The following is a 26,623-nucleotide window of genomic DNA, read 5'->3' on the forward strand; positions in this document are numbered from 1 at the left end:
TTTTTCCGCCGAGACTGTGAATACAGTGCTCGGCATAGAGCAAAATAACCAAATTTAAAAACTGGATAGAAACGTGACGTTTATCGCTGCCCTTGGGTTATTTTTACTCAGTTTTCATCGCAAAGAATATCAGCAATTACTACAAGTACCAGCTAGACAAACTGGCGTATTAAGTTGTGCGGTTGTCCTCACGTTACTGTGGCAAATAAAAGCAGGCATTTTACCTGAGCTGAACATTCATATTCTTGGAATAACAGCAGTAACGTTAATTTTAGGCTGGCGACTGGGTGCGTTAAGTGCAACTTTGGCATGCCTCGTCCATAGTTACTTTAGTGCTTTTACCTTGGTGGAGTTTGGTAATTTTTGGCTGTTTACTGCACTGATACCTGTCTACTTAAGCTATGGACTCTTTGCCCTTTGCTATCATCATTTACCGCGGCACTTTTTCGTTTATATTTTTGTTTGTGCATTTATTTTCGCAGGTACGGTGGGCTGTTTAAAGATACTTCTAAGCGCATTCTATTATTATGCAATCGATGCCTATACTTGGTATCAGTTGGCAGACAATTATCTCCATTTTGCCGTAATAATGTGGTTCCCTGAAGCCATGTTAAATGGCATGGCCATCACCTTACTCATTACATATCGCCCACATTGGGTAAAAACTTTTTTTGATAGGGAATACTTAGACAAATGATCTCCCACTACCGCTGTCCACTGTGTAAACTGCCTTTATATCAAGGCGGTGCAAGCTACAGCTGCAATAATAATCATCAATTTGATATTGCCAAAGAAGGCTATGTCAACTTACTCCCCGTGCAAAATAAAAAATCAAAACAGCCGGGCGACAACCAAGAAATGGTTGCAGCGCGTCGGGCATTCTTCGAAACCGATCATTATCACTTTCTACGTGATAGGCTTGCACAAATCGTCTCTGAAAAAGTGCCGGCTACCCTGCTGGACTTAGGATGTGGTGAGGGCTTTTACACCCATGAAATCGCAAATCGCTGCGAGAATGCCAAAGTCTACGGGGTCGATATCGCAAAGCCTGCTGTCCGCTATGCCGCTAAACGCTATCCTCAAGTAGAATTTAGCGTAGCCTCCATCAAAGAGGCCCCTTTTGAAAATGAATTTGCAGATGTGATTGTGAGTATTTTTGCGCCAGTGTTCGCCGAAGAACTCGCCCGTCTATGCAAACCATCAGGCAGTTTGTATGTCGTCTCACCCGGTGAACACCATCTATTCGAACTCAAGTCTCTGATTTATGACAATGTAAAGCTACACAAGGCACCAGAAACACCACAAGGGTTTGAGTTGGTTGAACGGACTAAATTACAACAAACACACAGAATGGAATTTGAGTGTGTTGAACACTTAATCATGATGACGCCATTTGCATGGAAATTTAAGCAACAACACATGGACAGATTACAAAAGATGGACCATATCGAAATCACGCTCTCGTTTTTGATAAACGAATATCAGCGCAAGTAACCCAACATCAGATCACTAATTATGAGCAAATCGCTGCCTACTTGCTTGGTAGGCAGGAAAACAGAAACTACAGATTTTCTTGCGTAAACGCTTTGTCCATTTTATCGAACATATCTTTTAGCAACCGCGCTAAATCTCTGTATCTAGGCTTTCTTGAAGACATCGGCGAATCATAGCCATTAGCAACCATCTTTTGATGTAGTTCTGTATACCAAGAATACAAAGCCGGATTTAACGGCGTTTCAGCTCTTTTACCAAGCCATAATAACCCTTGGACAGGAAGCGATAAAAAGAACAAAGCAATCGCAATGGCTTGCGGCAGATATTGAAAACCCAATTGGCTGGTCTGCAAAAACAGGGTAAACACCGCCAGCATAGGCATTGTATTTAAAGCAAGTTCTGTCGCCTTGATCACCCTAAATTCGGGGAACAACGGTGCTAATTCCTTGCGCATAGGCCACTCTTTCGAGTATTGACGTCCAAGTTGCACTTGCGAAATAAGACTTTTTTGCATCATAACTCCTAGGTGCTAACTTTTATATAAAAAATGAGGTAAAATCGACGTCTTTACTGTCAACTATACCTTAGTCTAAATGCGTAGCTTATATGCGCTATAGCTTTAAGCTTAATACGCAATAACTGTTATTGTCAAAACGGAAAGTCATTATGTCATCTCAGCATGTTTTGGTTCTTAATTGTGGAAGCTCCAGTCTTAAGTTTGCAATCATCGATAACGCAACGGGAGAGGAGATATTATCAGGTCTGGCTGAACGCCTAGCTGAACAATCACCACAAATTAAATATAAGTTCCAAGGCAACAAGGAAATCGTGCCCCTAAATAGTGGTGATGCGCACCAAGTTGCGATCACAACGCTTGTAAAACTCATCAAAGATCTCGCGTTAGACGCAAATCTTGTCGCTGTCGGCCACCGCGTTGTACACGGCGGTGAGCGCTTTACACAATCTGTCATTATCGATGACTCCGTTATAAATGCTATCCAAGAAACGGCTAGTCTGGCGCCTTTACATAATCCAGCTAACCTACTTGGGATCCGCGCAGCTCAAGCCGAATTTGCGCATCTACCGCAAATTGCTGTCTTTGATACGGCTTTCCATCAAAGTATGGATCAAACAGCGTACCTTTATGCCCTACCTTATTCACTATATCGTGAACATGGTGTTAGACGTTACGGTTTCCACGGCACCAGCCATGCTTATGTATCGGCGCAGGCCATCGAGATTTTAGGCCTAAAAGGTAAACCATCGCGTATTATTACCGCACACTTAGGCAATGGTTGTTCCGTTACCGCGATTAAAGACGGTAAATCGGTGGACACCAGCATGGGCTTAACACCATTAGAGGGTCTAGTGATGGGCACCCGAAGTGGTGATATTGATCCGGGCTTGTTCTCGTTTTTAGTTAACCACCTGAACTATTCAACACAGCAAATTGACACTTTGTTGAATAAACAAAGTGGCCTTCTAGGTATTAGTGAGCTTTCTAACGATTGCCGAACGATTGAAGAAGCTGCACAGGAAAACCACCCTCAAGCAACACTGGCGCTTGATATTTTCTGTTATCGTTTAGCCAAACAAATTGCTAGCTTCTTGGTACCACTAAACGGTTTAGATGCACTTGTATTTACCGGTGGAATTGGCGAAAACTCTGATGTTATCCGTGAAAAAGTAGTAAACCAGCTTAACTTCCTTGGCATGCATATCAATAAAGAGCGTAACCTCAACGCACGCTTTGGAAATCAAGGTGTGATCACTGATGAGTCTCACTCTCCTGTCGCTATGGTCATCCCAACCAATGAAGAATGGGTGATTGCCAACGACGCAGCTACGCTTGCTAAAGGAGTGTAATGATGGGTCGTCGTATTATGCTTATTCCTATTTCAACGGGCGTTGGTTTGACGTCGGTGTCTGTAGGAATAGTCCGAGCACTGGAACAAAAAGCGGTAAAAGTAAACTTCTTCAAGCCAATCGCACAACCTCGTAAAGATGAAGTCGGCCCTGAGAAGTCAACACTCATCGTTCAGCAAGGTTCAACCATTGCCCCACCCACGCCCTTTGAGCTGAGCTACGCTGAGCAGATGATAGGTGATGGTAAAGGCGATGATTTGTTGGAAGAAATTGTGGAGCGCTTTGAAGGCACAGTACAAGACGATGAAGTTGCCATCATTGAAGGAATGGTACCCACCCGTCGTCAACCTTACGCTGGCCGTGTAAACCGCGAGATTGCGCAAACATTAGGTGCAGATATCGTGTTTGTCTTAACGCCGGGTAATGACTCTATCGACGAGCTTGAAGACCGCTTAGAGATTGCCGCTGGTAATTATGGCGGTGTAAACCACCCTCGCGTATTGGGTTGTATTTTCAATAAAGTGAATGCACCGCTGGATGAAGATGGCAGAGCGCGCGCCGATCTGGTTGATCAATACAAACCAGAAGAGCTTGAAAATGAAATGAATCGTTTAGCATCGCTACCTATTTTCAGAAAACACCCATTTCAACTTTTAGGTGCCATACCATGGGACTTTGACTTAGTAGCGCCGCGAGTTATCGACTTAAGCAATTATTTAAAAGCCGAAATCATCAATGCGGGTGATATGGAGCACCGTCGTCTGCGCCGTGTTACTTTCTGTGCAAGAACAGTATCGAACATTCTTAACCACTTTACGCCAGGTGCCCTGTTGGTTACTCCAGGCGATCGTTCAGATATCCTAGTTGCTGCGTGTTTATCGGCCATGAATGGCACCAAGATTGGCGCTATCTTGTTAACTGGTGGATTCAAACCAGAAGAGAAGATCATGACCTTATGTGAGCAAGCGATGGATACAGGTCTACCTATCCTTGCTACTGAGGCTGATACTTGGCGCACTTCTTTGCTATTACACAATTTCAATATGGAAGTACCCAGCGATGACGAGCAGCGCATCGAGCGCGTAAAGCAGCACAACGCCCGTCACATCGATAGCGAGTGGCTGGAAAGTTTGGCCAAAGGGGTCGCAAAAACTCGCAAACTCTCTCCTCCTGCGTTTCGTTATCTGCTAACTGATTTAGCTAGACGTGCAAGCAAAACCATTGTGCTGCCTGAAGGTAATGAGCCGAGAACGATTAAGGCAGCTGCTATCTGTGGTGCGCGAAATATCGCTAAAACCGTACTACTTGGAGACAGAGAAGAGATTGAACGTATCGCCCAGCAACAAGGTGTTGAGCTTAATGAAAACGTGACTATCTTATCTCCTGAAGAAGAGCTGCAAAAGTACATTGCGCCTATGGTTGAGCTACGTAAAAACAAAGGCCTAACCGCGGTCGTTGCAGCAGAGCAACTGCAAGATAACGTCGTGCTCGGCACCATGATGTTAGCCGAAGGCCAAGTTGATGGCTTAGTATCTGGTGCAGTAAATACCACCGCCAATACTATTCGCCCACCACTACAGTTAATCAAAACGGCACCAGGCGCGTCGTTGGTAAGTTCAGTATTTTTCATGCTGCTACCGGACCAAGTGCTAGTATACGGCGACTGTGCAATTAACCCTGATCCAACGGCAGAGCAGTTAGCCGATATTGCAATTCAATCTGCAGATTCCGCTGCAGCATTCGGCATTGAGCCTCGCGTTGCCATGATCAGTTACAGCACAGGAACATCTGGACAAGGTGCAGATGTAGAAAAAGTGCGTGAAGCCACAGAGATCGCACAAAAGAAACGCCCTGATCTCGATATTGACGGGCCGCTGCAATACGATGCTGCCATTATGGAAAATGTCGCACGTAAAAAAGCGCCAAACAGCAAAGTCGCTGGTAAAGCAACGGTATTTGTCTTCCCAGATTTAAATACAGGTAACACCACATACAAGGCGGTGCAGCGAAGTGCTGAACTTGTTAGCATCGGACCTATGTTACAAGGTATGCGTAAGCCGGTTAACGACCTAAGCCGCGGGGCTTTGGTTGATGACATCGTGTACACCATTGCCTTGACTGCTATTCAGGCAACACAAATCGAAGAATAATCTTTATACCAAGGGCTCAATGCATGAGCCCTTTTCGTTTTCATCTCACTAATCCTTTCTTTTGCCTAGAATTCGGGCGAACGCTCTGGTCTTTAAATTGACTTCGCTATACTATGAATTATACCAATTGGTATTTTTCCAAAAACAAGGGTTGGTAATGTCAAAGCAAACGCTGCAATTGCTCAAACAAGAATTTACGATACATAGCTTGGATTGCGATGACGCTGTTCCACAAGCTGTGTTAAACAGTGAAATCTTTTTTATTGCCAAAACTGAGGATGAACTCTCTATCGTTTGCGCGTCAGATATCGCAGTCAGTAGCCTCGCGGCTGAAAGTCATTGGAGAGCATTGGAAGTCGTTGGCCCGCTGGGGTTTTCGCTGACGGGTATTATGGCTAATATTTCTGGTGTGCTAGCAAAGTCCAACGTCTCTATTTTTACCTTATCAACATACGATACCGATTATATTCTGGTAAAAGAAAGCCAAATCCAGCAAGCGATGCAAGCGCTCAAAAAAGATGGATATTTATTACTTTGATTGAACTCTCACCACCAATCCAATATCGGCCAATCTCCCAAATCGCAAACCCGATTGCGCACATTCCAAGTCCTTTTTCTGGCAAAGTCTTACCGCTAAGTACATATACAAACGCGGCGATTGCGTCTGGTATGTTAGGGATTGGCGTGTGCGTACAAATGCGCGTGCCTTTGTTGCTATCTCCTTGTAACGGAAAACTAATCCAGATCAGAAAAAATAACTGCGAATACATTTTACACGCCAATAACGGCTTAAAAATGTTACTTAGCTTAGAAATCGGCAATGAGTTTGCCAAACCCGAATATCTCAAAGCAAACAGCTTTGGCAAAACCACGATAAAGCTTGGAGAGCCGCTATGCTTTTTTGATATTCCACTCAGTGAAGCAAAAACCATGGCCGCCATTGTGCTACTCAATGCACAAAAGCTTGGTGCGTGTTATTATCCTTTAAAACAAGTATCTGCGGCCAAAGAGCCGATAATCACAATTGCAAGGGCGTGTGCTTTATGACAATCACCATGTATGGGATCAGCAACTGCGATACCATTAAAAAAGCCAAAAAATATCTTCAAGACAACAATATCGAATTCACTTTTCACGACTATCGCAAAGATGGATTAGACGAAGCTCTACTCACTGCTTTTATTGACCAACTTGGCTGGGAAAACGTGTTAAACAAACGCGGAACCACATACCGAGCGCTTAGCGAAGAACAAAAACAAAATCTCGATGCGCAGTCAGCGAAACAACACCTTTTGGCGGCACCAGCCATGATAAAACGCCCTATTTTGCAGTACCAAGGTCAATATCACTTGGGTTTTAAAGCTGCACAGTATGATGAGATTTTTGCCTAATGAGCGAAGTAGTTAAGCTCGCTCAAGCTCTGATCCAAAGGGCTTCTGTTACACCTGATGATGCTGGTTGCCAACAATTAATGAATGAACGTTTGGCAAAGCTTGGCTTTACCATCGAAGAACACTTCTTTGTTGATACGCTCAACACGTGGGCACGAAAAGGCGACAGCGGACCACATTTTTGCTTTGCTGGACACACAGATGTAGTACCGGTTGGTGACGAGAGTCAATGGCAGCACCCGCCATTTGCCGCTGTGATTGAAAATGACATGTTACATGGCCGCGGAGCTGCTGACATGAAAGGCTCACTTGCAGCTATGATCGTGGCAACGGAGAGGTTTATCAAAAAACACCCTAATCACAAAGGGTCATTGTCTTTTCTGATAACCTCTGATGAGGAAGGCCCTTTCGTGAATGGCACTACTCGAGTTGTAGATTTATTAGAAGCCCGAAACGAAAAAATTGATATGTGCTTGGTTGGTGAACCTTCATCACGCCATGAGCTTGGCGACGTCGTAAAAAATGGTCGTCGCGGTTCACTCACCGGACACCTAAAAGTGATTGGAAAACAAGGTCACGTAGCTTACCCTCATCTCGCTAAAAACCCCATTCACTTGTCTGCAGCGGCGATTGCTGAACTCAGTCAGACCGAGTGGGATCAAGGGAATGCATTTTTCCCCGCGACAAGCTTCCAAGTTTCCAATATTAATGGCGGAACTGGGGCTGGCAATGTGATACCGGGCTCTTTGCAAGTACAGTTTAACTTTCGCTTTAGCACCGAAGTTACAGCCGGTGAGCTCAAACAACGTGTTATTGCAATTTTAGACAAGCATCAACTTGATTATGAGCTGAATTGGATACTGAATGGCTTACCGTTTTTAACAGAGCCAGGTCCATTGCTCGATGTGACGATTGCAGCCATCAAAGAAGTAACGGGAAGACAAACCACACCGGAAACTTCAGGTGGCACATCAGATGGCCGATTTATTGCCCAAACGGGATGTAAAGTAATTGAACTTGGCCCAATTAATGCCACTATCCATCAAGTCGATGAATGCGTGAGTTGCAAAGACCTAGATCAATTAGCCTTAGTCTATGAAAAGATCTTGGAGAAGCTACTTGCCTAGCCGCTATATGCTTACCAGCGCTGAATGCAGCGCTTGTGGCGTCAACGAATCACATCTAGCTTTTTACCATGGTCGCCATGTGCATAGCACGATAGTTTCCGATCTCAGCGCCCTCTCACAAGCTGCAAAAAAGGCAGGTTTTGAATTCTACATGGCGTCCGCATATCGAGGATTTGAAAGGCAAAAAGCGATTTGGAATAGCAAGTTTGCAATGCGCCGTCCTGTTTTTGATATCACTAACCGAGAGATAGAACTGAGTAATCTCTCAGACATCGACAAAGTAAAAGCAATTATGCTGTTCTCCGCCCTACCTGGTGCTAGTCGCCACCATTTGGGCACTGATCTGGATGTGTTTGCCAAAAACCTCGTACCGACAGGACAATCACTTCAACTAGAACCATGGGAATACCAGCAAAATGGGCATCAGCACGAATTTTCGCTGTGGCTTGATGCGCATTTAGCAACTTTTGGTTTCTACCGGCCTTATGATTGCTATCGAGGGGGAGTTGCTGCGGAGCCTTGGCATATTAGCCACCAGCTAACGGCATCAAAGCTTGCCACACTGCAGTCCGTTGATGCAATTGATGCCGTGCTGAAACGCAGCGATATCAAAGGTAAAGACGCAATATTGGCGAATCTCAGCGCACTACATCAGCAATTTATCACCAATGTAGCGCAGCCATAACGACTGATCCGAGCTTAAGTTACTTAGACTAGAAACGAAAGGTTATTTGTTTTTGTCGTGGATAGCATCAAGTCTTGCCAGTAGACTTGAGGTATCAAAACGGTTGCCGCCAAGCGCTTGAACATCTGCATAATATTGGTCCACTAAAGCTGTAAGCGCCAAATTTGCGCCGTTACTTCTTGACTCGTCTAGAGCAATGCCTAAATCTTTTCTCATCCAATCGACTGCAAAACCAAAGTCATATTCGCCCGCTAACATGGTTTTATAACGATTCTCCATTTGCCAAGAACCAGCGGCACCCTTAGCAATCGTTTCAATTACCTTTTCACCATCAAGACCCGCTTTTTTAGCAAAGTGTAAGCCTTCTGCAAGTCCCTGCACCACACCCGCGATACAAATCTGATTAACCATTTTACAAAGCTGCCCTGCACCCACTTCTCCAATTAATTGGCTAAAACGAGCAAACGCGGCCATGATTGGCTGCGCTTTAACAAACGTACTTTCGTCTCCTCCAACCATCACCGTCAACACGCCATTTTCTGCGCCAGCCTGACCACCAGATACCGGGGCATCTAAGAATTCAACTTGTAATTTCTTGGCTTCTTGCGCTATTTCACGGGCAACTTTTGCAGATGTTGTAGTATGGTCAACTATCACAGCTCCCGGCTTTACTCCCGCTAATACACCACTTTCGCCATATACGACTGAGCGTAAATCGTCATCATTGCCAACACACATAAATACAAAATCACAGTCAGTCGCTGCGTCTTTAGGTGTAACTGCAAAGTTGCCAGCATACTCAGCTGCCCATTTTTCGGCTTTGCTGGTGGTACGATTGTATACTGTGACTTGGTAACCCGCTTTTTGCAAATGCCCAGCCATTGGATACCCCATGACACCTAATCCTATAAATGCGACTTTCACTGACATATTTCTGTCCTATTTCGTTGTTATCTTAATAAGAATGGAGTTTTTATACCCGAGCACCTCTGTCATAGCAAATGAAAAAACCGCTTTGATACCGAATAACATGAATAAATCACACGGAGCCTGAAAGGATGGAGAATATTTATCGTTTTAGTGCACAACTTATTGATGGCCAAGTTTTGCCATTACAGTCTCTGGCGGGAAGACCGCTATTGATCGTTAACATTGCGAGCAAATGTAGCTTTGCTCCGCAACTGTCTGCACTTGAAAAGCTATACAGCAAATACAAACCTTTTGGATTTGAGGTACTGGCCTTTCCTTGTAACCAGTTCGGTCGCAATGAACCACTTGAAGATGAAATGCTTAAAGAGTTTTACAATACACATTTCAATTTAAGCTTTAAGATCTGTACTAAAACACAAGTCAACGGACCTGATGCACACCCATTATTTAGCTATTTAAAATCTCACACTCGTGGTATCGCGCAAAACCGCGCAATTAAATGGAATTTTACCAAGTTTCTAATAAACTCTGAAGGCATGCTAGTATCAAGATATGCCCCAAGAACAAAACCAGAAACGCTTAAGTCAGTGATAGAGAGCCACATTAATCATGAGAATCGCCCTATTCAGTTCGCAAAACTATGAAGTGCCGTTTTTTGAGCAAGCCGTAAATTCCTACTCTGAACTTGAAATAAGTTTTATTAGTGAGTCACTCAATGAAAAAACGGTTTCGCTGTGCCAGCACTATGACGCGGTTTGTGTATTTGTAAACGATACTGTAAATGCGCAAGTGATTGATAAACTGGCTGACTATGGCGTTAAAACCATCGCCCTACGCTGCGCAGGTTTCAATAACGTTGATATTCAACAGGCAAAACAGCGTGACATAAAGGTTGTCCGTGTTCCAGCCTACAGCCCAGAAGCGGTTGCAGAACACTGTATCGCGTTGATGCTAACGCTCAGCCGCAAGACACATAAGGCCTACAATCGAGTTCGGGAAGATAATTTTGATCTCAACGGCTTACTCGGTTTTAATATTTATAATAAAACGGTTGGTATCATCGGCTGTGGCAAAATTGGCCAAGCCTTAGTCAGTATCTTAAACGGCTTTGGTGCCAATGTGCTGGTTTATGACCCAAACATTGGAGAAGGCCCCTATACTTTGGTCTCTCTAGATATCTTACTAGCACAATCGGATATTATTAGCCTGCACTGTCCGCTGAATGAACATACCCATCATATTATTGACGATGCTGCGTTTGCCAAAATGAAAGCGGGTGTAATGCTTATTAACACCAGTAGAGGCGCGCTGTTAGATAGCAAAGCCTGTATCGCCGCGCTCAAGTCTAAACGCCTCGGTTACCTCGGCTTAGATGTGTATGAGCAAGAGTCAGAGCTATTTTTTAAAAACCACAGTGAAGAAATAATTCAAGACGATGTTTTCTCGCGTTTAGTTAGCTTCCCCAATGTACTAGTTACAGGACATCAAGGCTTCTTTACCAAAGAAGCACTAAAACAAATTGCAACAATAACCTGTGAAAATCTCGACGCAGCAAGATTGGAAAAGCCGTTGATAAACCAAGTAGTCTGATTTCAGAACCAAAAAAAAGAGCATATCAATCATGATGTGCTCTTTTGGTTACTTCAAAGTCGGGGGAAGTAATTTGATTTATGCTTTACTCTTCAATTCAGCCGTAACCTGAGCTAAACCTACTTCTGAAATTCTCATCGTGATCTCTTTTTGCTTAGCACTCAATAAAGAAATACCTTCAGCAACCATGTCATACACTTTCCAGTCTCCATCTTTGCTTTGACGAAACTTAAAATGCATATCTATATCTGGTTTTGATTGCTCTCTTATTACCACCTTAACCGTCGCAAAATCAGCACCATCAGAAACCGGTAACTCTTCAAACAATACGTCTTGGCCTTTGTACTGTAAAAGTGCATTAGCGTAGGTAGATACAAGATAATTATCAACCGCACTAATAAACTCGATGGCTTCGTCTCTTTTTAACCCTTTAATATGTTTACCAAGCAATTTAAAAGATACAAACTTCACATCGATGTGTGGCATCAAGCGACTACGTACTATGCCCTTCATCTGAGTTTCAGTTGCCTTGCCATCTTGATTAACCGTTTTTATATCAGCAAATAGCTTATCGCCAACTTGGTTAATTAATTCATAAGGTGTGTCATTCGCAAACGCGACACCTGAGAAGATGAGAAAACTGAAAATAACAAGTAACTTTTTCATTGTTTAATCCTTATTAAACTGATGACACTAGTCTATCCAATTTGACGAGTGCAAATAAACATATCAATTCGCACCAAATTGATGCCCCTCCGACATCAATTAACGCATTGTAAAATTTCGCCTTACGATGACAATGACTCTTTATGAAGTCGTAAAGGAAAGGCGTATTCCCTTCATGGCGAGGCCTGCAGGGAAGTATACGGTGTTCAAACGATGAAAAATGTCAGAAATTGTATCAATTTATTTGGAAGCTGAGCCTAGCGAATGAAGCCAAACTCAGTATTGTTGCGTGAAGAGGATAAATTATCGTTGCAGATGGGGACTATAGTTTCATATCTGCCGCAAAAAATGTGATGTTATCGCTGCTTTCTAGCTTTTTCAGCGTTTCAATTATCGCATCATGCTGCGGTGAAATTGATTCAAGTTGCTGCAAAGTAATTTCATTTTTTTCAAGCTTTTCTGCAAGAGCGTTTCCAATAAATGCCATTCTTTGCTGCGCACAAACGCTATTAGAGAGCCAACTACCACATAAAGAAACAATTCCTATGTTCGGCGCTTTCTTCATTAATATATGCTGTTCAATGGCTGGCAACCCAGCTAGGCAGCTTACTCGGCCACAAAATGTCAAATGAGAAATCAATTGTTGGGTATGTGTACCTGTTAAATCTAGTGCGCCTTGCACCTCTGTTGCACCAAAATGAAGCTGTAGGGCATCGGATAGGCCGGTGAAGTCAGGCTGGGTATACACGAGATCCGCACCAAGCTTTTCAAGCAGCTTTTTATGTTTGAGCTCGGAACGTGCCGCTACCCCAAGCCCCAGCTGTTTCGCAAATTGTATTGCCATTTGACCAACAGGGTGATGAGCCGACTCGATTAAGACCGTATCCCCTGCATTTAATTGCAGCTTGAATAGCCCTATTAATGCACACATTGCCGGTGCAATTGAAGCGGCAGCCAACTTTCCATCAACATTTTTTGGCAATACAGTAAGCGCGTGACTTGGCACCAAAGCAAATTCGCTCATCGTGCCTTGCTCTCGAATGTCACCGTGCCAAAAAACCCGCGTACCCGGTTCAGGAAAACCCGTTTTACATGCTTTTTCCACGACCCCCACGGCATCCACACCAAACACTCTGTTTGGTGTCTCATCACAGGGGCAATTAGCCACTTTGGTATCGATAAAGCTTAAACCAACGTATTCAACTTTGACCAAGACTTGATCATCGGTTGCCTCAGGTAAGTTAATTTCTCCCTGCTCGAAGGTAAGTCCATTTGTGTGATTGAATCGGACTGCTTTCATCATATGCCTTTGCGTTATGTTAAAAATAAAGTAGTGAGACTAAATTCATTAAACCATTGTTAGCATTTTGCCACAACTTTATTAGTGTAAATATGCCCCTCGCAATTCCAATTGTTTAGTGTCACAATGGCATCAGTCTTAGTGAACTTTCTCGCATTATGGATATTAGCAGCAGATTATTAATCTTTTTAGACGTTGTGGAACGTGGTTCCTTTGCCAGTGCCGCACAACTGAGAAATATCGATCGCTCTGTCATTTCTAAGCAGATGACCAAGCTGGAAGAAGAACTCGGTGTAAGATTAATGAATCGTACAACTCGTTCCTTCTCGCTCACCTCTGCAGGTTCCGAGATGGTAAAAAAAGCAGAAGAGCTAAGGCTGCTACTAAACGATACTCAGCGTATCGCACAGAATTATCACACCGAGCCTAAAGGATTGCTTAAAATCGCCAGCTCTACTGTGGTAGGTCGACGCTATGTACAACCTGTTATCAATGACTTTCAAAAACGTTTTCCTCATGTTGAAGTTGAGCTTAGGCTTGAAGATAGGCTCGTGGACTTAGTGGGTGAAGGTTTTGATTTAGCTTTTCGTGTCGGCGAGCCGAAAGATTCATCGCTTATCGCCCGCAGAATTGCGCGCAATCGATTGCTCATATTAGCAAGCCCAACGTTCTTAAAAACCCATGGCACGCCAAACTCGCTCGAGGAGCTCAGCGAATTACCTGCAGCAACCTACGCCAGTGATGCATTAAGATTTACCAGTATCACCTATCAAGACGAGCAAGGTTTCGAACAACAAATGCCAGTGAAGAGTATCTTCAGAACCAACGACGGAGATACATTAATGGAAAGTGTCCTATCCGGTACTTGTTATATTGTTGCACCAGCCTTTTTAGTCGGCAAAGAAATTACTGAAGGCAAATTACAACCGATTTTAACTAATACAAAACTGGTCGATTTTGCTGCGATGTATGCGCTCTACCCCCACCGCGACTTGCCTGTTAGAACAAGACTCTTTTTAGATGCATTCCGGGCATATATTGGTGAAGAGACCCCAATATGGGAAACTGAAATCCCAGGGTTTGAACAAATGTACGGCTTTGTCCCACCTAAACCCATGCTAACTTTCTAATCGACTGCAATTTATTCGTATATCTGGGTATCAAGCTTTTTGCAGAGGGAGGGTATTGACCTCAACCGTCTAACCTTTTCATCGCCCCTCTCACCATGTTCTGGGAATTAATCCACTTTACGCATTCGCTTAGCGAGAGTGGTTCACATATCTGAAAGCCCTGAATATAAGGACAGTCTAAGCTATATAAATACTGCAAGCAGGCATCGCTTTCAACACCCTCAGCAACAATACTGCAATTCAATTTACGCGCTAAAAACATACTGGTTTCTACTATGGCTTGATCTTTTTCACTTTCATGACTTAGCCTTACAAACGAACCATCTATTTTAATCTGCGAAATTGGTAACTCTTTTAGAATAGAAAATGAAGAAAAACCAGTCCCAAAATCATCAATACTCACTGCAAATCCCATGTCTATTAATGTTTCAATTAAGCTTCTCGCTTTTTCCACTTCTTCCATTACGGTGCTTTCTGTAAGCTCAAATACTATATGAGTTGGGTCTACTCGATGAGTATCCAGTAGCATGGCAAGGGTATTAATTAGATTCTGTTCAGCAAAATCTTGGCAGGAAAGATTGATATGCACAACCAACTTGTCATCTATTTCAATCAATATTGCGAGGTCTTGGAATACACGGTTAATCACAAACGCACTCAATTGCCTGATCAAATTATTGCGCTCCGCTAACTCAATAAACTGATCTGGCATTATCATTGTGCCGTCGGACTGAGGCCACCTTAATAGCGCTTCTACTCCATGAATATCACCGCTTTGAGAACACACTATCGGTTGATAATAGAGCGTCAGTTCACCTCGGGCGAGCGCAACTTTGAGGTTAGCCAACAGTTGGAATTCAGCCTCAATTCCCTCATGGAGCTCTTCATCGAAGATGACGATGCTTTGACGGCTATGTTTGGCCGAATACATGGCAATATCGGCTTGCTTCAAAAGGTCAAACACATCAAGTTGGCGCGATTTAGTCCATAAGCTTGCTCCTGCACTATACGTCACGTCCAGCTGCAACTCTTCAATTTCTATACCTGACTTTAATTCGCTCAGCAGTGCATTATTTTGCGAGTAAATACAATTTACGTCAGTCACGTCCATCAGAATGATAAATTCATCGCCGCCCATGCGATATAACTTGCTACGAGGAAGCAATGCTGCGCGCATTTTGTGGGCAAGTTCCACCAGTAATTTATCACCAAAGAAGTGCCCTTTTGCATCATTGATCTGTTTGAAATTATTCAAATCAACCAAGATAACACTAAAGTCGAGCTGCTGATGTTTACGTTCATTAATGGCATCAATGCAGCGCTGACGATTCTCCAAATCCGTTAAAAAATCATGTTCAGCGTTATATTTGGCCTGCGTTGCAATTTCATTTAATTCTTGCAGGCTAGTTAGACTTAGACAATTCACCACAAAAACAAAAATGGAGCCAAGAAACAGGATTAAACTTAAGCCTTGCTCAATAAAACTAGCGCTATTGTGATCGTACAGGAAGTAGGCAAAGCTCAAGTATCCGAGTTCAAACAGAGCCATAAGAATTAACAACACTCGCCACCCGACCGAAGAGGTTAATCGACATATCTTAAAGGCCGGAGAAAAAGCTAATCCCATGATAAAGCTGCCAGCTAATACTAATATAAGTGCAATCAAAGGAATCGTCGTGGATGGAATACAATGGTTAGAGTATAGATTATAAATCTGCCCTTGCTCGGGACAGGCTAAATTATTCAACAATTGGTGGAGAATATAGCAGCGGACTTGGCAGCCCGCTCACATCGGCCGGTTGGCCTTGATTAACAGTTAATCTGCACTTTTTAGAATTCGGTAAAGTTGATCTTTTAACCACAGCCTCTTTTTCTTCAGTGATTCAAGATACTCATCACTTGAGTGCTCTACACCGTCTTCAATTCGAATAACTTCATTGTCTACTTCATGGTAATCTTTAAATAACTTTGAGAAATGTCCATCAGACAGTTTCAAGTCGTGAATTTTATCTTTAAATTCTGGGAGTTCTTTAGCTAGGCTGTGGCGTTCAATATTCATCGTTTTATTCCCATAATTAGCTAGGTAATCTGAGTTTAGGTTCAAACCTCAGGTTAAGGCTGAAAATGCATTTGAGTTTTGGGTAGACCCAATCAATGCGCCGTTAGTGACAGTGATTTCGAATACATTTTTTGAAGTTACTGTCTGATTGGGTCTGTATTCATAGTACGCTGCTACCTTCCTTGAATATTGATCTAACGCAAATCACATTCAGTTATAAACAATCAAAGTTTTTGTCGTTTCTTTATACTGTTCGAGATACAAAATCGAGGACCTTTGACCACATTCTTAGGGTTTCTCGCAAAGTCGCTAGCCGCCTAGATGCAATTGTTGTAAAATGTCGGCGTTTCTAAGCAAATCTATCTAGCAACTTTTGAGGAAAACCTGTGAGCGAACAAAAACAGTCTCTTAGTTATAAAGACGCTGGCGTTGACATCGATGCGGGCAACGCATTGGTCGAAAGAATTAAAGGCGTAGTGAAAAAAACTCGTCGCCCAGAAGTAATGGGTGGCATTGGTGGTTTTGGTGCACTATGCGAACTTCCAACTGGATATAAAGAGCCTGTTTTGGTTGCTGGCACTGACGGTGTTGGTACTAAGCTACGCTTAGCTATCGATTTGAAAAAGCACGACACAGTAGGTATTGACCTAGTTGCTATGTGTGTTAACGATCTTATTGTCCAAGGCGCTGAACCCCTATTTTTCTTGGACTACTATGCTACAGGCAAGTTAGACGTTGATGTTGCGGCGGACGTAGTATCTGGTATTGGTAAAGGCTGTGAACTATCTGGTTGTGCGCTTATCGGTGGTGAAACGGCTGAAATGCCAGGCATGTACGAAGGCGATGACTACGATATGGCTGGCTTTTGTACTGGCGTGGTAGAAAAGTCTAAAATCATAGATGGAACTAAAGTTGCGGCTGGCGATCAGCTGATTGCGTTGGGTTCAAGCGGTCCGCACTCAAACGGCTACTCTCTAATCCGTAAAGTACTAGAAGTATCTGGCGCAGATACTAACGCAGAGTTCGAAGGCAAAACTCTAGGCGAGCACCTGCTAGAGCCAACGCGTATCTACGTGAAGCAAATCTTAGCGCTATTAAAAGAAGTTGATGTTCACGCACTTTCTCACATCACTGGCGGTGGCTTCTGGGAAAACATCCCTCGCGTGCTACCTGAATCTGCAAAAGCGGTGATCAAAGGTGATAGTTGGCAATGGCCTGCAATCTTCAACTGGTTACAAGAGAACGGTAACATTGCAACTCACGAGATGTACCGCACATTCAACTGTGGTGTTGGCATGATCTTAGTTGTTCCTGCTGACAAGCTTGAGCAAAGCCTTGACATCCTGAAAGCACAAGGCGAGAACGCTTGGCATATTGGTGAAATTCAAGACGCTCAGGCTGGTGAAGAGCAAGTTGAGATCTTAGGTGGTGCCGAGTAATGGCACCCACTCGCCTTGTTGTTCTGATTTCTGGTAGTGGTTCAAATTTGCAAGCAATCATTGATGCTTGCAAAGCTGGCTATATTCAAGGTGAAATTGCTGCCGTTATTAGTAATAAAGCGGACGCATACGGCCTAACCAGAGCGCAAGAGGCTGGTATAGCAACATCTGTTTTAGACCATAAGCAATATGCTTCTCGTGAAGAGTATGACGTTGCGCTTGGTCAACTAATTGATAGCTTTACACCAGATTTGGTTGTATTAGCTGGATTTATGCGTATTCTAACTCCAAACTTGGTGCAAAAATTTAGAGGAAAAATGTTGAACATTCATCCTTCTTTGTTGCCTAAGTATCAAGGGCTGAACACCCACCAAAGAGCAATCGATGCAAACGATGCAGAACATGGTGCTAGCGTTCACTTTGTCACAGAGGAGTTAGATGGTGGTCCTGTGGTCTGTCAGGCCAAGGTCGCTGTTCTTCCAGATGATACGGCAGAGTCACTGGCGCAACGTGTGCATAAGCAAGAACACATTCTTTATCCTTTGGTGGTCAAATGGTTCAGCGAACAAAGACTAACAATGGAAGCAGACTATGCTGTTTTTGATAACAAAACCTTACCAGTTCAAGGTGCGCCGTACCCAGAAAAATAAAAAATGGAGCGCTGTGCTAATTGGTATTAGCGCTCTACTTTCCACTTCAACATTCGCAAACTCACTCACTGAATATCACGCCGAATACCAAGTTTCACGCAAGGGTAAGGTTCATGGTAGTGCCACGCGAGACCTCACAAAAATAGCGGATGCAACATACGCTGTACGTTACAAAAGCGATATCGAATGGATGATTTTTTCAGACGTAAGAACTGAAGAATCATTGTTTAAAGTCGCTGAACATACCGTCAGCCCACTACATTACAGTATGACTCGTGAAGGGACTGGCCCAGATAAAAGCTACAAAATTAAGTTTGATCACCAAAACCAAGCAATCACCTCCAGTGAAGAAAAGTATCCACTGAAAGTGAAATGGCTTGAGAATCAGCAAGATTTAATTAGTTATCAGGTACAGCTGCGAGAGGATTTAAAAGCGGGAAAGACCAAGTTTAGCTATCCTATCATAGACAAAAAAGGCGACCAGCGAAGCTATGATTTTGAGGTGGCCGGCGAGGAAATGATCACTCTGCCTTTTGGCAACGTCAAAACCATCAAAGTTAAACGCGTTTATGATGATAGCGATCGTCAGGCCATTGCTTGGTTTGCACCAAGTTATGATCATATGCTGGTGAAAATGTACAAAGGTAAAGATGGTATGGAGCAATTTCAGATAGAGCTTAAAACCTACCAACCCAAATCAGAGAGTTGATAGCAACATCGTTAATTCATCAAGGCGGTTCAACTAAGCCGCCTTTGCTTACAAAAACTCAGAACTACACCTTCTCACCTAATTTGAATAAAGCAAACTCACCGGGCTCAAGCTTCTGCCACTGTTCATCGTTGGTCAGCGGTCGCGTTGCAATAACAGTGACAACATCATCTGGTGTGGTTTCTTTTTGAAAATCCACCACCATATCCGCATCAATTAAGGTAGCCTTTCCAAATGGGGCTCTACGGGTTATCCAATGTAGGTTATTAGTGCAATACGCCAACACATAAATACCATCGGTTATCAACATGTTGAATACCCCTTTGTCTCTCAATGTGTGCGCTAGCTTTGCGATATACCTGAAAACTGAGACCATGTTTGACGGGCGGCTTGGGTATTTTTCTCTTACTTTGTCCAAAATCCAGCAAAAGGCAAGTTCACTGTCTGTATTCCCAACAGGTCGATAGAAGTCAGTTTTTAAATCTTTATAGTCCGAAAGCTGGCCATTGTGAGCATAAGTGATCTCCCGACCCCATAATTCTCGAGTAAATGGGTGGGTATTTTCAAGACAAGTCCGCCCCCTATTTCCCTGTCGAATATGACTTATTACAGACACGCTTTTAATCGGATATGCTTTGACTAGTTTAGCAATTTCAGACTGACAGCTAGGCTCTGGATCTTTAAAGGTTCGACATCCTTTCCCCTCGTAAAAGGTGATACCCCAGCCATCTTTGTGAGGACCTGTATTACCACCGCGCTCCAACAAACCAGAAAAGCTAAAACAAATATCCGTCGGTACGTTCGCCGACATCCCCAAAAGCTCACACATAAATCACTTAAACCCTAAATATCATAAAGTTATGATTAAAATACAAATCACAAATATCAAAAGGTCACACGTTTGGTCACACTTATGACTAGTAGCTCGATTATCGTAGATAGTCATACTACTGAATTATTGGCGGTAAGTTTATCATGTATCTCTGTGTCTTTACCTTTTAAATTCAACTACCTTGAGAGCGGTATTAATACGATTATTTTGAATGACTGTCGGGCTGTTCTCATCTAGAAAGCACTTTATTGGTTGAGAACCTTAATGACCACCCCAAGTTGACTCATAGATGGATCACATAGGCATAAGGTCGATTACGAACTGACGGTTACTTCGCAATATCTAACCAAGTGCCACCCGTAAGCGTATCTAGATCATGCGCTTTTAACTCAAAAACCGAGTTGGGCGTGCCTGCAGCAGCCCAAATACGATCGTATTGCTTTAAATCTTTATCAATTATCGTCAACACGGAGTCAGTGTGCGCCACAGGAGGCACACCGCCAATGGCAAACCCGGTTTTTCCCGCACAAAGTTTGCGTTCGCTTTTTCGAGCTTTACATTAATTGCAGCTTCCACTTTTTTCACGGACACTTGGTTGCTACCAGAAGCAATAATCAAGACTGCTTTTTCTGTATTACTATCTTTAAATATCAGAGACTTGGCGATTTGAGACTCAGTGCAACCAATCGCATTTGCAGCATCTTTCGCCGTACGAGTAGAGTCTGCAAGCTCTGTAACTGTGAAATTGCGCCCATGACTGGCTAGAAACTCTTGAACACGTATTGATGAGGGTTTTAACGGCTGTGACATTCAATAGCTCTTCAATGCTGCGATAGCTAAAACCAATCTAACAGCGACTGAGCAAATTTTAAACATCCAGTATGTTTTATCCTATTTGTGTTATGAAGTAACCCTATCGCGGGATAGCATTGAAAAATATCCGAGTATCCCATTAATTGGAACTCGGATCATGGCTGTATATAAACACTCAAGATATTAAGTTCAGTAAAGTCTATATTGTTACCACATGCCATTGGTACGCAAGGCTAGCGCCAGCCAATGAGCATGCTAATAAAAAGTTCTTTACCTCTTTTGAGCTAAGTGAACGAGACTCCCGAGAAAAATGCTTAGCATGTAATCTCATACCGAGTGGTTGCAATTCTTTTTCATGTTTTGGCAAGGCTATCAATCCAGCAAGTAGCATGACTAAACAAAGCATATAACTACCTTGCACGATAAAGAATAGAGTAAGTGAAAATGCGGTGACAGAAAAAATCCAAGAAATGAATTTGAACATAGCAGCTCCGTTTGCTATCAGTGTTACCAGTTCGATTTTACAATCATCAAGCTGGCTAGTTTCTAATTTTAATACGGAGTTTAGAGTTATTAGTTTAAAAGCACAAGCAGACTAAAGTATTAGCCCTTATTTTCGAACAATGCCTTCATAAATTCATAGAATGCCTCTGCCTTGCGTGTCTTCAGCGAGTGCTGAGGCCTGACAAACCAAATAGGTGCGTCTCCACTTTCGAGACAACCAGGAATTATAGGCACTAACTCACCTCTTTTTAGGTTATCTCTGATGGCGATGTGAGATTTAACTGCAATGCCATGCCCAGCCAAGGCGGCAGAAGTCATGTTGTCTGAGTTTGAAATCGTAAAGCGGGTGTTTGCGTTAAAGTGTACAGTTCTACCGTTTGGTTCTTTTAACTTAAATTCTCGTTGCCAAGGTAAGCATACAAAAAAGTGATTTTGTAATTCGCTGATATTTTCAGGCATGCCATAGCGGTCAATATAGCTCGGCGCTGCACATAATATCCGGTGGTTATCGCATAGTTTTCTTGCCAACAACCCAGAATCAGCCAATTGTCCAACGCGTATCGCTGCATCTTGAGCACCTTCAACTATGTTTACAAACTGGTCGTTGATCAGGAAATCAAGTGCTAACTGCGGGTGCGCTTGCTCAAATTGACTTAGGTTTGGCATCACAAATTGTGAAAACACCCAAGGCGGCATAGTGACACGAAGTAACCCGCTCACCGCTGAGCCCCTTGCACCTATTTCGTGCTCAGCATCGTATAGCGCCTCTAATATATGCTCCACCCTCTCTCTAAAAGTACTTCCGGCTGGGGACAATGTTAGCGTACGACTATCTCTAAACAGCAAAGTTGTGCCTAAATGTTGCTCTAACTTATTAAGACGATGACTAACTGTCGCGGGTGAGAGTCTCAATTGCTTCGCAGCATTAACCACTCCTTGATGTTTAATAATAGCTAAGAATGTTTCGAGTTCAGCGATTGAATACATGTTGATTTAATTTTTTCGAATCTTACTTTCGAATATGCGCGCTTTGTTTAAATTTATCAAATAAATATACTGCTTCTCATCGCAACTAAATTGGAATTATCAATGAAACGCATCTTAATTAGTCTATACGTTATGTTAGGAGGTCTAATGCCGAATATTAGCCAAGCCAACTCAAAGGTTGAACGCCCGGAAGTTATTTTCTTCGATGTCAATGAAACCTTGCTTGATTTAGAGTCAATGAATAAACCGGTTAGCCAAGTTTTGGGTGGCGATGAGTCCCTATTACCTCTATGGTTTTCCACTATGCTACATCACTCGTTAGTGACTACGGTAAGTGGTGATTATCAAGATTTTGGCAAGATAGGCGTTGCCGCGCTACAAATGGTTGCAAAAAACAAAGGCCTGACGATAACTGACGCACAAGCTAAACAAGCAATTGTGCCCGCTCTGCTCTCTTTGCCCCCACATAAAGACGTCATTCCGGCACTAAAACGGCTCAAGCAAGCAGGCTTTAAACTCGTGAGTTTAACCAATTCATCGAATGCGGGGGTCAAAGCGCAATTTGAAAGTGCTGGTCTAATTACCTATTTTGACCAACGCTTGAGTATTGAAGACATTAAAGTGTATAAGCCCGACCGTAGAGCCTATGAATGGGCGTTACAGCAATTAAATATTCGTCCAGATCAAGCGCTAATGGTAGCGGCTCACGGCTGGGATGTTGCCGGCGCTAAAGCCGCGGGCATGCAAACAGCATTTATTGCAAGACCACAAAAGCAACTCTATCCTCTAGCAAAGACACCAGATTATGTGTTACCTGACTTAACAAGTTTGGCTGACGAGCTCACCTCTTCTGGAAACGAGTAACATTGGAAATGTATCAGCTGGATTGGAAATGTATCAGCTGGCACCTTGATACCAGCTGATAAAAATGCTCAGCATGCTTTATCTACATAATAAATGTACTAGATTTAAGGAGGTGAATCGAAGGAATAGCCTCCATGAATATAAATAAAAACACCCACTTTGTGATCTGGATAATTATAGGTGTTAGCTTAACTATCCACGGCGCATCCCTTTTACTGAGCAATACGCTTCTTAATAATGTAACTTGGCCGTTGATAGAAGCGCATGCAGTAGTTGAAACCTTCGGCTCCGCTGTCGCCCTTTTCATTGCGTTAGCGTTGTTATTTTTTGAAAAGTACAACACCGGGACAAGTTTTAATATCGAAATCGCCACGGCGCTGCTGGTAATGGGGATCTTAGATGGATTCCATGCCGCCGTAAATGTTGGCCAAACCTTCGTTTGGCTTCACAGTATCGCGACTTTCTTTGGTGGTCTCACTTTTATCACCCTGCTTGCTCACAACCGATTTACTTGGTTTAAAAATCGCTATTGGCTGATCAGCGCATGCACAGCCGCTATCATCATCGGCACCATGAGCCTAGCTTACCCTACGGATTTACCACACATGGTTGAGCAAGGTCACTTTACTGGTACAGCGATGGCACTCAACGTCATTGGCGGTACTATGTTTTTTGTCGCCGCAGTTAAAATTCTCCTTGTATATCGCGACTCTCATAATGTGAGCGATTTGCTCTTTTGCTTACATTGTTTCCTATTTGGCGCAGCCGCTATTATGTTCGAGCAATCCAAGTTGTGGGATACCGCTTGGTGGGGCTGGCATATTTTAAGGTTAATGGCCTATATCGTCGCTTTAGGGTTTTTACTAGTTGAAGGAATGCAAATCTTACAAGAGTTAAAACAACATAAAGAGCAGTTAGAAGAGTTAGTGAGTGAGCGCACTCGCTCACTAGTCGAGACCAATCAAAAGCTAGAAGAAACCGTCGCCTATCTCAACCGTACTCATACGCAATTACTTGAACGAGAGAAAATGGCATCGCTTGGCGATTTGGTTGCGGGTGTTGCACACGAAATCAACACCCCCATCGGGATTGGCATCACTTCCACCACTTATCTACAGCAGCACTTAGACGACCTCACCATGAAGTACCAAACCAAAGTGCTCTCTACCGGAGTATTGGAGGACTTTATTTCAGATTCAACTGGCGCTTGCAAACTGCTATTAAAGAACCTCCAACGCACCGCTAATTTAATTAATAGCTTTAAACAAGTCGCTGTCGATCAATCTTGCGAGCAAGTGAGGGCCTTTAATGTTCATGATTATGTTCAAGAGATCATCGCGGCGCTCAGTCCTGAGATTAAAAAGCATGACCATAAAATCAAGTTTCATTGCGATCCCGGCCTTATCGCCACGACCTATCCCGGTGTTATTTTTCAGATCATTTCGAATTTAGTCGCAAATTCCATTGCACATGGCTTTAAAGAGTCGGAACAAGGTGAGATCACCATTGGATTCTTTAAACATGATGAACACATTGAGCTTATTTATAAAGACAATGGTAAAGGCATGTCGGAGCTTGAATTAAGTAAGTTATTCGAGCCATTTTACACCACCAAAAGAGGAAGTGGCGGTATGGGACTTGGCGCTTATATTATCTATAACTTGGTGACTCAAGGGCTAGATGGAGATGTACACACCGTCAGCGAGCCCGGCAAAGGACTCGAATATAAGATAGCATTTGCTAATAAGCAGGCGACGCCATTAAAAGTCGTTTCTTAACCGGATGACTGATTGAGTACTGCCACAATGGTCAGTACTCAATACTTCTATAATAATTAAATTAGAAAAACCCTAAAGGACTGGTGCTATAGCTCACCAAGAGGTTCTTGGTTTGTTGGTAATGGTCCAGCGCCTTTTTGTGAGTTTCTCTGCCAATACCTGATTTTTTATAACCACCAAATGCCGCGTGTGCAGGATACATATGATAACAGTTAGTCCACACGCGACCCGCTTCGATTTGGCGACCAAATTGATATGCGCGATTCATATCTCTAGTCCACACCCCAGCACCTAAACCAAACTCAGAGCTATTCGCCAATTCCAACGCCTCCGCTTCATCTTTAAAAGTACATAAAGAGATCACCGGACCAAATATTTCCTCTTGGAATACCCGCATTTGGTTATGCCCTTTTAACAGCGTGGGTTGAATATAAAAGCCTTTGTGATAACCCTCGCCAAGCTCCGCGACTTCGCCACCGATTAACACTTCAGCTCCTTCCTTCTTGCCAATATCAATATAGCTAAGAATTTTATCAAATTGGGCTTGTGAGGCTTGTGCACCAACCATGGTCTCTGTATCAAGCGGATTGCCGCGTTTAATCGCCTTGGTGCGTTCGATGACTTTGGCTATAAAGTCATCGTATATATCTTCTTGCACGAGCAATCGCGATGGGCAAGTACATACTTCGCCTTGGTTAAAGTAGGCCAGCACCGCGCCTTCAATACACTTACTTAGGTAATCATCGTCAGCTTGCATCACATCACTAAAGTAGATATTGGGCGACTTACCCCCTAGCTCCACCGTTGAGGGAATGATATTTTCAGCCGCGCATTTTAGAATGTGAGAACCCACTGGAGTCGAGCCTGTAAACGCAATTTTTGCGATACGTGTACTCGTAGCAAGCGCTTCACCTGCCTCTTTCCCGAAACCATTTACAATATTAACCACGCCATTTGGTAATAAATCAGCGATAAGTTCCATCAACAACAAAATAGACACAGGCGTTTGCTCCGCAGGCTTTAGCACTACGCAGTTTCCAGCAGCGAGAGCGGGTGCCAGTTTCCAAGCGGCCATAAGTAATGGGAAGTTCCATGGGATGATCTGTCCCACAACGCCCAGAGGTTCATGAAAATGATAGGCCACGGTTGACTCATCAATTTCACCAATGGCTCCTTCTTGAGCACGAATACAACCTGCAAAATAGCGGAAGTGATCAGCAGCAAGGGGAACATCAGCGGCTAGCGTTTCACGTACAGCTTTACCATTATCCCATGTTTCGGCTACCGCTAGGTATTCAAGGTTTGCTTCTATTCGGTCTGCGATTTTGAGTAATATATTGCTTCGTTCAGTGACCGAAGTTTTACCCCACGCCGCCTTTGCAGCATGGGCGGCGTCAAGTGCCAGTTCAATGTCTGCATCATTTGAACGCGGGATCTGACAAAACACTTCGCCATTAACAGGACTAATATTGTCGAAGTACTGACCGTTAACGGGTGGCGTCCATTCACCGCCAATAAAGTTTTGATATTGCGACTTAAAGCTGACGATCGCACCTTCAGTATTTGGATTTGCGTATATCATTTTTACCTCTGCAACTTGTGTTATTTATTTGGGCTTCATTCGTCCCAGTTTTGTTTTTACTAATATTTGACATTAGC

The 26,623-nt window shown here is 43.2% G+C and carries 29 protein-coding genes; 17 read left to right on the plus strand and 12 right to left on the minus strand.

Annotated features, from left to right (window positions below; genetic code table 11):
* The first annotated feature begins 73 nt into the window (after positions 1-73).
* A complete protein-coding gene (locus tag GSF04_RS15590; protein ID WP_045989339.1) occupies positions 74-697 on the plus strand; it encodes an energy-coupling factor ABC transporter permease in 624 nt (207 codons plus the stop codon).
* Positions 694-1,494, plus strand: a complete 801-nt coding sequence (gene rlmA / locus GSF04_RS15595; RefSeq protein ID WP_039497436.1) for a 23S rRNA (guanine(745)-N(1))-methyltransferase — start codon at positions 694-696, stop codon at positions 1,492-1,494. The genes GSF04_RS15590 and rlmA overlap by 4 nt, the downstream gene beginning before the upstream one ends.
* 67 nt (positions 1,495-1,561) lie before the next feature.
* Here the strand turns inward: rlmA and yfbV are convergent, their stop codons facing one another.
* Positions 1,562-2,008: a terminus macrodomain insulation protein YfbV gene (gene yfbV / locus GSF04_RS15600; RefSeq protein WP_017219085.1), complete on the minus strand. Its 447-nt coding sequence runs from the start codon at positions 2,006-2,008 to the stop codon at positions 1,562-1,564.
* 152 nt (positions 2,009-2,160) lie between these two features.
* Between yfbV and GSF04_RS15605 the strand changes: the two genes are divergently transcribed.
* From GSF04_RS15605 to GSF04_RS15635, 7 genes are all read left to right on the plus strand, one after another.
* A complete protein-coding gene (locus GSF04_RS15605; protein ID WP_211857795.1) occupies positions 2,161-3,360 on the plus strand; it encodes an acetate kinase in 1,200 nt (399 codons plus the stop codon).
* 2 nt (positions 3,361-3,362) lie between these two features.
* The gene (gene pta / locus GSF04_RS15610) at positions 3,363-5,510 is read left to right on the plus strand and encodes a phosphate acetyltransferase (RefSeq protein WP_211860019.1); all 2,148 of its coding nucleotides are present in this window, start codon (positions 3,363-3,365) and stop codon (positions 5,508-5,510) included.
* Between the two features lie 157 nt (positions 5,511-5,667).
* Positions 5,668-6,048 carry an ACT domain-containing protein gene (locus tag GSF04_RS15615; RefSeq protein WP_010605048.1) on the plus strand — a complete coding sequence of 127 codons (381 nt, stop codon included), beginning with the start codon at positions 5,668-5,670 and terminating at the stop codon, positions 6,046-6,048.
* Positions 6,045-6,557: a PTS glucose transporter subunit IIA gene (locus tag GSF04_RS15620; RefSeq protein WP_211857796.1), complete on the plus strand. Its 513-nt coding sequence runs from the start codon at positions 6,045-6,047 to the stop codon at positions 6,555-6,557. Before GSF04_RS15615 ends, GSF04_RS15620 begins: the two co-directional genes overlap by 4 nt.
* Complete coding sequence (locus tag GSF04_RS15625; protein WP_039497426.1) at positions 6,554-6,901, plus strand: ArsC family reductase; 348 nt, start codon at positions 6,554-6,556, stop codon at positions 6,899-6,901. The genes GSF04_RS15620 and GSF04_RS15625 overlap by 4 nt, the downstream gene beginning before the upstream one ends.
* Positions 6,901-8,028: a succinyl-diaminopimelate desuccinylase gene (gene dapE / locus GSF04_RS15630; protein ID WP_211857797.1), complete on the plus strand. Its 1,128-nt coding sequence runs from the start codon at positions 6,901-6,903 to the stop codon at positions 8,026-8,028. Before GSF04_RS15625 ends, dapE begins: the two co-directional genes overlap by 1 nt.
* Positions 7,997-8,713 (plus strand): M15 family metallopeptidase, encoded by a 717-nt coding sequence (locus GSF04_RS15635; RefSeq protein WP_249122391.1) that lies wholly within the window; start codon positions 7,997-7,999, stop codon positions 8,711-8,713. The genes dapE and GSF04_RS15635 overlap by 32 nt, the downstream gene beginning before the upstream one ends.
* A gap of 42 nt (positions 8,714-8,755) precedes the next feature.
* Here the strand turns inward: GSF04_RS15635 and GSF04_RS15640 are convergent, their stop codons facing one another.
* Positions 8,756-9,643, minus strand: a complete 888-nt coding sequence (locus GSF04_RS15640) for an NAD(P)-dependent oxidoreductase (RefSeq protein ID WP_039497421.1) — start codon at positions 9,641-9,643, stop codon at positions 8,756-8,758.
* A 128-nt stretch (positions 9,644-9,771) separates the two neighbouring features.
* Here GSF04_RS15640 and GSF04_RS15645 point away from each other — a divergent pair, with 128 nt between their 5' ends.
* Together GSF04_RS15645 and GSF04_RS15650 are read left to right on the plus strand one after the other, a co-directional pair.
* A complete protein-coding gene (locus GSF04_RS15645; protein ID WP_010373899.1) occupies positions 9,772-10,287 on the plus strand; it encodes a glutathione peroxidase in 516 nt (171 codons plus the stop codon).
* Positions 10,253-11,233, plus strand: a complete 981-nt coding sequence (locus tag GSF04_RS15650) for a 2-hydroxyacid dehydrogenase (RefSeq protein ID WP_211857798.1) — start codon at positions 10,253-10,255, stop codon at positions 11,231-11,233. The genes GSF04_RS15645 and GSF04_RS15650 overlap by 35 nt, the downstream gene beginning before the upstream one ends.
* A 78-nt stretch (positions 11,234-11,311) precedes the next feature.
* On the opposite strand, the gene GSF04_RS15655 is transcribed toward GSF04_RS15650, so the two are convergent.
* Together GSF04_RS15655 and GSF04_RS15660 are read right to left on the minus strand one after the other, a co-directional pair.
* Entirely contained in the window at positions 11,312-11,899 is a 588-nt protein-coding gene (locus tag GSF04_RS15655) for an ABC transporter substrate-binding protein (RefSeq protein ID WP_039497416.1), read from the minus strand.
* A gap of 322 nt (positions 11,900-12,221) precedes the next feature.
* Complete coding sequence (locus GSF04_RS15660; protein ID WP_249122392.1) at positions 12,222-13,202, minus strand: zinc-binding dehydrogenase; 981 nt, start codon at positions 13,200-13,202, stop codon at positions 12,222-12,224.
* A 155-nt stretch (positions 13,203-13,357) separates the two neighbouring features.
* Here GSF04_RS15660 and GSF04_RS15665 point away from each other — a divergent pair, with 155 nt between their 5' ends.
* Positions 13,358-14,329: a LysR substrate-binding domain-containing protein gene (locus tag GSF04_RS15665; protein WP_211857799.1), complete on the plus strand. Its 972-nt coding sequence runs from the start codon at positions 13,358-13,360 to the stop codon at positions 14,327-14,329.
* A 61-nt stretch (positions 14,330-14,390) separates the two neighbouring features.
* On the opposite strand, the gene GSF04_RS15670 is transcribed toward GSF04_RS15665, so the two are convergent.
* Both GSF04_RS15670 and GSF04_RS15675 read right to left on the minus strand, forming a co-directional pair.
* Positions 14,391-15,893, minus strand: a complete 1,503-nt coding sequence (locus GSF04_RS15670; protein ID WP_239359244.1) for a bifunctional diguanylate cyclase/phosphodiesterase — start codon at positions 15,891-15,893, stop codon at positions 14,391-14,393.
* Between the two features lie 252 nt (positions 15,894-16,145).
* Positions 16,146-16,388 carry a DUF465 domain-containing protein gene (locus GSF04_RS15675; protein WP_039497408.1) on the minus strand — a complete coding sequence of 81 codons (243 nt, stop codon included), beginning with the start codon at positions 16,386-16,388 and terminating at the stop codon, positions 16,146-16,148.
* Positions 16,389-16,774: 386 nt separating this feature from the next.
* Between GSF04_RS15675 and purM the strand changes: the two genes are divergently transcribed.
* From purM to GSF04_RS15690, 3 genes are read left to right on the plus strand one after another with little or no spacing between them, the layout of a single operon-like run.
* Entirely contained in the window at positions 16,775-17,827 is a 1,053-nt protein-coding gene (purM, locus tag GSF04_RS15680) for a phosphoribosylformylglycinamidine cyclo-ligase (protein ID WP_039497406.1), read from the plus strand.
* Entirely contained in the window at positions 17,827-18,477 is a 651-nt protein-coding gene (gene purN, locus GSF04_RS15685) for a phosphoribosylglycinamide formyltransferase (RefSeq protein ID WP_010605061.1), read from the plus strand. The genes purM and purN overlap by 1 nt, the downstream gene beginning before the upstream one ends.
* A 13-nt stretch (positions 18,478-18,490) precedes the next feature.
* Positions 18,491-19,186, plus strand: coding sequence for a DUF3108 domain-containing protein (locus GSF04_RS15690; protein ID WP_019647394.1), 696 nt, complete (start codon positions 18,491-18,493; stop codon positions 19,184-19,186).
* Positions 19,187-19,250: 64 nt separating this feature from the next.
* Here the strand turns inward: GSF04_RS15690 and GSF04_RS15695 are convergent, their stop codons facing one another.
* The 5 genes from GSF04_RS15695 to GSF04_RS15710 form a co-directional block, all read right to left on the minus strand.
* Positions 19,251-20,015, minus strand: a complete 765-nt coding sequence (locus GSF04_RS15695) for a class II glutamine amidotransferase (protein WP_010605063.1) — start codon at positions 20,013-20,015, stop codon at positions 19,251-19,253.
* Positions 20,016-20,346: 331 nt separating this feature from the next.
* Complete coding sequence (locus GSF04_RS23390; protein WP_249122393.1) at positions 20,347-20,487, minus strand: hypothetical protein; 141 nt, start codon at positions 20,485-20,487, stop codon at positions 20,347-20,349.
* On the minus strand, positions 20,481-20,828 hold the full coding sequence (locus GSF04_RS15700) for a YbaK/EbsC family protein (protein WP_249122394.1): 348 nt from the start codon (positions 20,826-20,828) through the stop codon (positions 20,481-20,483). The genes GSF04_RS23390 and GSF04_RS15700 overlap by 7 nt, the downstream gene beginning before the upstream one ends.
* A gap of 202 nt (positions 20,829-21,030) precedes the next feature.
* Positions 21,031-21,315 carry a hypothetical protein gene (locus tag GSF04_RS15705; RefSeq protein ID WP_211857801.1) on the minus strand — a complete coding sequence of 95 codons (285 nt, stop codon included), beginning with the start codon at positions 21,313-21,315 and terminating at the stop codon, positions 21,031-21,033.
* Between the two features lie 119 nt (positions 21,316-21,434).
* Positions 21,435-22,322, minus strand: a complete 888-nt coding sequence (locus GSF04_RS15710; protein ID WP_211857803.1) for a LysR family transcriptional regulator — start codon at positions 22,320-22,322, stop codon at positions 21,435-21,437.
* A 147-nt stretch (positions 22,323-22,469) separates the two neighbouring features.
* Here GSF04_RS15710 and GSF04_RS15715 point away from each other — a divergent pair, with 147 nt between their 5' ends.
* The gene (locus tag GSF04_RS15715) at positions 22,470-23,186 is read left to right on the plus strand and encodes a haloacid dehalogenase type II (RefSeq protein ID WP_249122395.1); all 717 of its coding nucleotides are present in this window, start codon (positions 22,470-22,472) and stop codon (positions 23,184-23,186) included.
* Positions 23,187-23,320: 134 nt separating this feature from the next.
* Positions 23,321-24,964 (plus strand): HAMP domain-containing sensor histidine kinase, encoded by a 1,644-nt coding sequence (locus GSF04_RS15720; RefSeq protein ID WP_211857805.1) that lies wholly within the window; start codon positions 23,321-23,323, stop codon positions 24,962-24,964.
* 61 nt (positions 24,965-25,025) lie between these two features.
* On the opposite strand, the gene GSF04_RS15725 is transcribed toward GSF04_RS15720, so the two are convergent.
* Positions 25,026-26,546 carry an aldehyde dehydrogenase family protein gene (locus GSF04_RS15725; protein ID WP_211857806.1) on the minus strand — a complete coding sequence of 507 codons (1,521 nt, stop codon included), beginning with the start codon at positions 26,544-26,546 and terminating at the stop codon, positions 25,026-25,028.
* Between the last annotated feature and the right edge of the window lie 77 nt (positions 26,547-26,623).

This window comes from Pseudoalteromonas sp. A22 (assembly GCF_018141345.1).
Taxonomy (GTDB): domain Bacteria; phylum Pseudomonadota; class Gammaproteobacteria; order Enterobacterales; family Alteromonadaceae; genus Pseudoalteromonas; species Pseudoalteromonas maricaloris.